Origin of the sequence: Streptomyces monashensis, from assembly GCF_001866665.1 — a bacterium.
Lineage (GTDB): Bacteria > Actinomycetota > Actinomycetes > Streptomycetales > Streptomycetaceae > Streptomyces > Streptomyces monashensis.
Map to the genome: position 1 here is coordinate 1 of NZ_MLYO01000108.1, position 5,218 is coordinate 5,218.

Here is a 5,218-nt window from a genome sequence, read left to right on the forward strand (position 1 = left end):
AACACAGTGGACGCGAGCAACTGAGGACAAGCCCTCGGCCTATTAGTACCGGTCACCTCCACACCTCACGGTGCTTCCAGATCCGGCCTATCAACCCAGTCGTCTACTGGGAGCCTTACCCCATCAAGTGGGTGGGAGTCCTCATCTCGAAGCAGGCTTCCCGCTTAGATGCTTTCAGCGGTTATCCCTCCCGAACGTAGCCAACCAGCCATGCCCTTGGCAGAACAACTGGCACACCAGAGGTTCGTCCGTCCCGGTCCTCTCGTACTAGGGACAGCCCTTCTCAAGACTCCTACGCGCACAGCGGATAGGGACCGAACTGTCTCACGACGTTCTAAACCCAGCTCGCGTACCGCTTTAATGGGCGAACAGCCCAACCCTTGGGACCGACTCCAGCCCCAGGATGCGACGAGCCGACATCGAGGTGCCAAACCATCCCGTCGATATGGACTCTTGGGGAAGATCAGCCTGTTATCCCCGGGGTACCTTTTATCCGTTGAGCGACGGCGCTTCCACAAGCCACCGCCGGATCACTAGTCCCGACTTTCGTCCCTGCTCGACCCGTCGGTCTCACAGTCAAGCTCCCTTGTGCACTTACACTCAACACCTGATTGCCAACCAGGCTGAGGGAACCTTTGGGCGCCTCCGTTACCCTTTAGGAGGCAACCGCCCCAGTTAAACTACCCATCAGACACTGTCCCTGATCCGGATCACGGACCCAGGTTAGACATCCAGCACGACCAGACTGGTATTTCAACGACGACTCCACAAACACTGGCGTGCCCGCTTCAAAGTCTCCCAGCTATCCTACACAAGCCGAACCGAACACCAATATCAAACTGTAGTAAAGGTCCCGGGGTCTTTCCGTCCTGCTGCGCGAAACGAGCATCTTTACTCGTAGTGCAATTTCACCGGGCCTATGGTTGAGACAGTCGAGAAGTCGTTACGCCATTCGTGCAGGTCGGAACTTACCCGACAAGGAATTTCGCTACCTTAGGATGGTTATAGTTACCACCGCCGTTTACTGGCGCTTAAGTTCTCAGCTTCGCCTGGACGAATCCAAGCTAACCGGTCCCCTTAACGTTCCAGCACCGGGCAGGCGTCAGTCCGTATACATCGCCTTACGGCTTCGCACGGACCTGTGTTTTTAGTAAACAGTCGCTTCTCGCTGGTCTCTGCGGCCACCCCCAGCTCACGGAGTAAATCCGGTCACCAGACGTGGCCCCCCTTCTCCCGAAGTTACGGGGGCATTTTGCCGAGTTCCTTAACCATAGTTCACCCGAACGCCTCGGTATTCTCTACCTGACCACCTGAGTCGGTTTAGGGTACGGGCCGCCATGAAACTCGCTAGAGGCTTTTCTCGACAGCATAGGATCATCCACTTCACCACAATCGGCTCGGCATCAGGTCTCACCCTGCATGAGCGGCGGATTTACCTACCACTCGGGCTACACCCTTACCCCGGGACAACCACCGCCCGGGATGGACTACCTTCCTGCGTCACCCCATCACTCACCTACTAACCGCTTGGTCCGGCGGCTCCACCACTTTCCATTCCCCGAAGGGTCCGGAACGGCTTCACGGCCTTAGCATCACGATGCTCGATGTTTGACGCTTCACAGCGGGTACCGGAATATCAACCGGTTATCCATCGACTACGCCTGTCGGCCTCGCCTTAGGTCCCGACTTACCCTGGGCAGATCAGCTTGACCCAGGAACCCTTAGTCAATCGGCGCAAACGTTTCTCACGTTTGTATCGCTACTCATGCCTGCATTCTCACTCGTCAACCGTCCACGACTACCTTCCAGTGCCGCTTCACCCGGCAGACGACGCTCCCCTACCCATCACAGCACCCGTTGGGGCTATAGCTGCAATGACACGACTTCGGCGGTACGCTTGAGCCCCGCTACATTGTCGGCGCGGAATCACTAGACCAGTGAGCTATTACGCACTCTTTCAAGGGTGGCTGCTTCTAAGCCAACCTCCTGGTTGTCTGTGCGACTCCACATCCTTTCCCACTTAGCGTACGCTTAGGGGCCTTAGTCGATGCTCTGGGCTGTTTCCCTCTCGACCATGGAGCTTATCCCCCACAGTCTCACTGCCGCGCTCTCACTTACCGGCATTCGGAGTTTGGCTAAGGTCAGTAACCCGGTAGGGCCCATCGCCTATCCAGTGCTCTACCTCCGGCAAGAAACACACGACGCTGCACCTAAATGCATTTCGGGGAGAACCAGCTATCACGGAGTTTGATTGGCCTTTCACCCCTAACCACAGGTCATCCCCCAGGTTTTCAACCCTGGTGGGTTCGGTCCTCCACGAAGTCTTACCTCCGCTTCAACCTGCCCATGGCTAGATCACTCCGCTTCGGGTCTTGAGCGTGCTACTGAAGCGCCCTGTTCGGACTCGCTTTCGCTACGGCTTCCCCACCCGGGTTAACCTCGCAACACACCGCAAACTCGCAGGCTCATTCTTCAAAAGGCACGCAGTCACGAGAATGTGCAAGCACATTCCGACGCTCCCACGGCTTGTAGGCACACGGTTTCAGGTACTATTTCACTCCCCTCCCGGGGTACTTTTCACCATTCCCTCACGGTACTATCCGCTATCGGTCACCAGGGAATATTTAGGCTTAGCGGGTGGTCCCGCCAGATTCACACGGGATTTCTCGGGCCCCGTGCTACTTGGGTGTCTCTCAAACGAGCCGCTGACGTTTCGACTACGGGGGTCTTACCCTCTACGCCGGACCTTTCGCATGTCCTTCGCCTACATCAACGGTTTCTGACTCGTCCTGTTGCCGGCAGACAACAGAAGAGAGATCCCACAACCCCCACGACGCAACCCCTGCCGGGTCTCACACGCCATAGGTTTGGCCTCATCCGGTTTCGCTCGCCACTACTCCCGGAATCACGGTTGTTTTCTCTTCCTGAGGGTACTGAGATGTTTCACTTCCCCTCGTTCCCTCCACACTGCCTATGTGTTCAGCAGCGGGTGACAGCCCATGACGACTGCCGGGTTTCCCCATTCGGAAACCCCCGGATCAAAGCCTGGTTGACGACTCCCCGGGGACTATCGCGGCCTCCCACGTCCTTCATCGGTTCCTGGTGCCAAGGCATCCACCGTGCGCCCTTAAAAACTTGGCCACAGATGCTCGCGTCCACTGTGCAGTTCTCAAACAACGACCAGCCACCCATCACCCCGGACCACAACGATCCGAGTGCACTGGGGCCGGCGACTGAGGAGAAGATCAGATCATTCCCTCAGACACCCAACAGCGTGCCCGGCCGGACCCCGCCCGGAGATCATGCGTTCCACGCTCTGACGAGCAGTACTAGCAGCCTCCGACCCGGAAACCCGGCCGAATAATCAACGTTCCACCCATGAGCAACCAGCACCGGACACTCGCCGATGTACTGGCCTCTGGACCGCCAGGCGGCCTAGAAGTGCTCCTTAGAAAGGAGGTGATCCAGCCGCACCTTCCGGTACGGCTACCTTGTTACGACTTCGTCCCAATCGCTAGTCCCACCTTCGACGACTCCCTCCCACAAGGGGTTGGGCCACCGGCTTCGGGTGTTACCAACTTTCGTGACGTGACGGGCGGTGTGTACAAGGCCCGGGAACGTATTCACCGCAGCAATGCTGATCTGCGATTACTAGCAACTCCGACTTCATGGGGTCGAGTTGCAGACCCCAATCCGAACTGAGACCGGCTTTTTGAGATTCGCTCCACCTCACGGTATCGCAGCTCATTGTACCGGCCATTGTAGCACGTGTGCAGCCCAAGACATAAGGGGCATGATGACTTGACGTCGTCCCCACCTTCCTCCGAGTTGACCCCGGCGGTCTCCTGTGAGTCCCCATCACCCCGAAGGGCATGCTGGCAACACAGGACAAGGGTTGCGCTCGTTGCGGGACTTAACCCAACATCTCACGACACGAGCTGACGACAGCCATGCACCACCTGTACACCGACCACAAGGGGGACCCTGTCTCCAGGGTTTTCCGGTGTATGTCAAGCCTTGGTAAGGTTCTTCGCGTTGCGTCGAATTAAGCCACATGCTCCGCTGCTTGTGCGGGCCCCCGTCAATTCCTTTGAGTTTTAGCCTTGCGGCCGTACTCCCCAGGCGGGGAACTTAATGCGTTAGCTGCGGCACCGACGACGTGGAATGTCGCCAACACCTAGTTCCCACCGTTTACGGCGTGGACTACCAGGGTATCTAATCCTGTTCGCTCCCCACGCTTTCGCTCCTCAGCGTCAGTAATGGCCCAGAGATCCGCCTTCGCCACCGGTGTTCCTCCTGATATCTGCGCATTTCACCGCTACACCAGGAATTCCGATCTCCCCTACCACACTCTAGCTAGCCCGTATCGAATGCAGACCCGGGGTTAAGCCCCGGGCTTTCACACCCGACGTGACAAGCCGCCTACGAGCTCTTTACGCCCAATAATTCCGGACAACGCTTGCGCCCTACGTATTACCGCGGCTGCTGGCACGTAGTTAGCCGGCGCTTCTTCTGCAGGTACCGTCACTCTCGCTTCTTCCCTGCTGAAAGAGGTTTACAACCCGAAGGCCGTCATCCCTCACGCGGCGTCGCTGCATCAGGCTTTCGCCCATTGTGCAATATTCCCCACTGCTGCCTCCCGTAGGAGTCTGGGCCGTGTCTCAGTCCCAGTGTGGCCGGTCGCCCTCTCAGGCCGGCTACCCGTCGTCGCCTTGGTGAGCCATTACCTCACCAACAAGCTGATAGGCCGCGGGCTCATCCTTCACCGCCGGAGCTTTACACCATCAAGGATGCCCAAGATGGTCATATCCGGTATTAGACCCCGTTTCCAGGGCTTGTCCCAGAGTGAAGGGCAGATTGCCCACGTGTTACTCACCCGTTCGCCACTAATCCACCCCGAAGGGCTTCATCGTTCGACTTGCATGTGTTAAGCACGCCGCCAGCGTTCGTCCTGAGCCAGGATCAAACTCTCCGTGAATGTTTACCGGTAATCCGGTGCAACACCACGAGAGCGGAACCGGGAGGAGGAATAGTCCTTCCGGTTCACAGCGTCCTCGCTGTGTTTTTCAAAGGAACCTCGCCCCGATCATGACGACCGGAGACGGGGTATCAACTAATCTGGCGTTGATTTTTGGCACGCTGTTGAGTTCTCAAGGAACGGTCGCTTCCTTTGTACTCACCCTCTCGGGCTTTCCTCCGGGCTTCCCTTCGGTGTTTC

Annotated in this window: 2 rRNA genes; both read right to left on the minus strand. The window is 57.6% G+C overall.

The features are described from left to right. Positions 1 to 22: 22 nt before the first annotated feature. Positions 23 to 3,141 (minus strand): 23S ribosomal RNA (locus BIV23_RS42365). A gap of 311 nt (positions 3,142 to 3,452) precedes the next feature. Beyond that, a 16S ribosomal RNA gene (locus BIV23_RS42370) occupies positions 3,453 to 4,978 on the minus strand. The 16S and 23S rRNA genes sit together here, the layout of an rRNA operon. Positions 4,979 to 5,218: the final 240 nt, after the last annotated feature.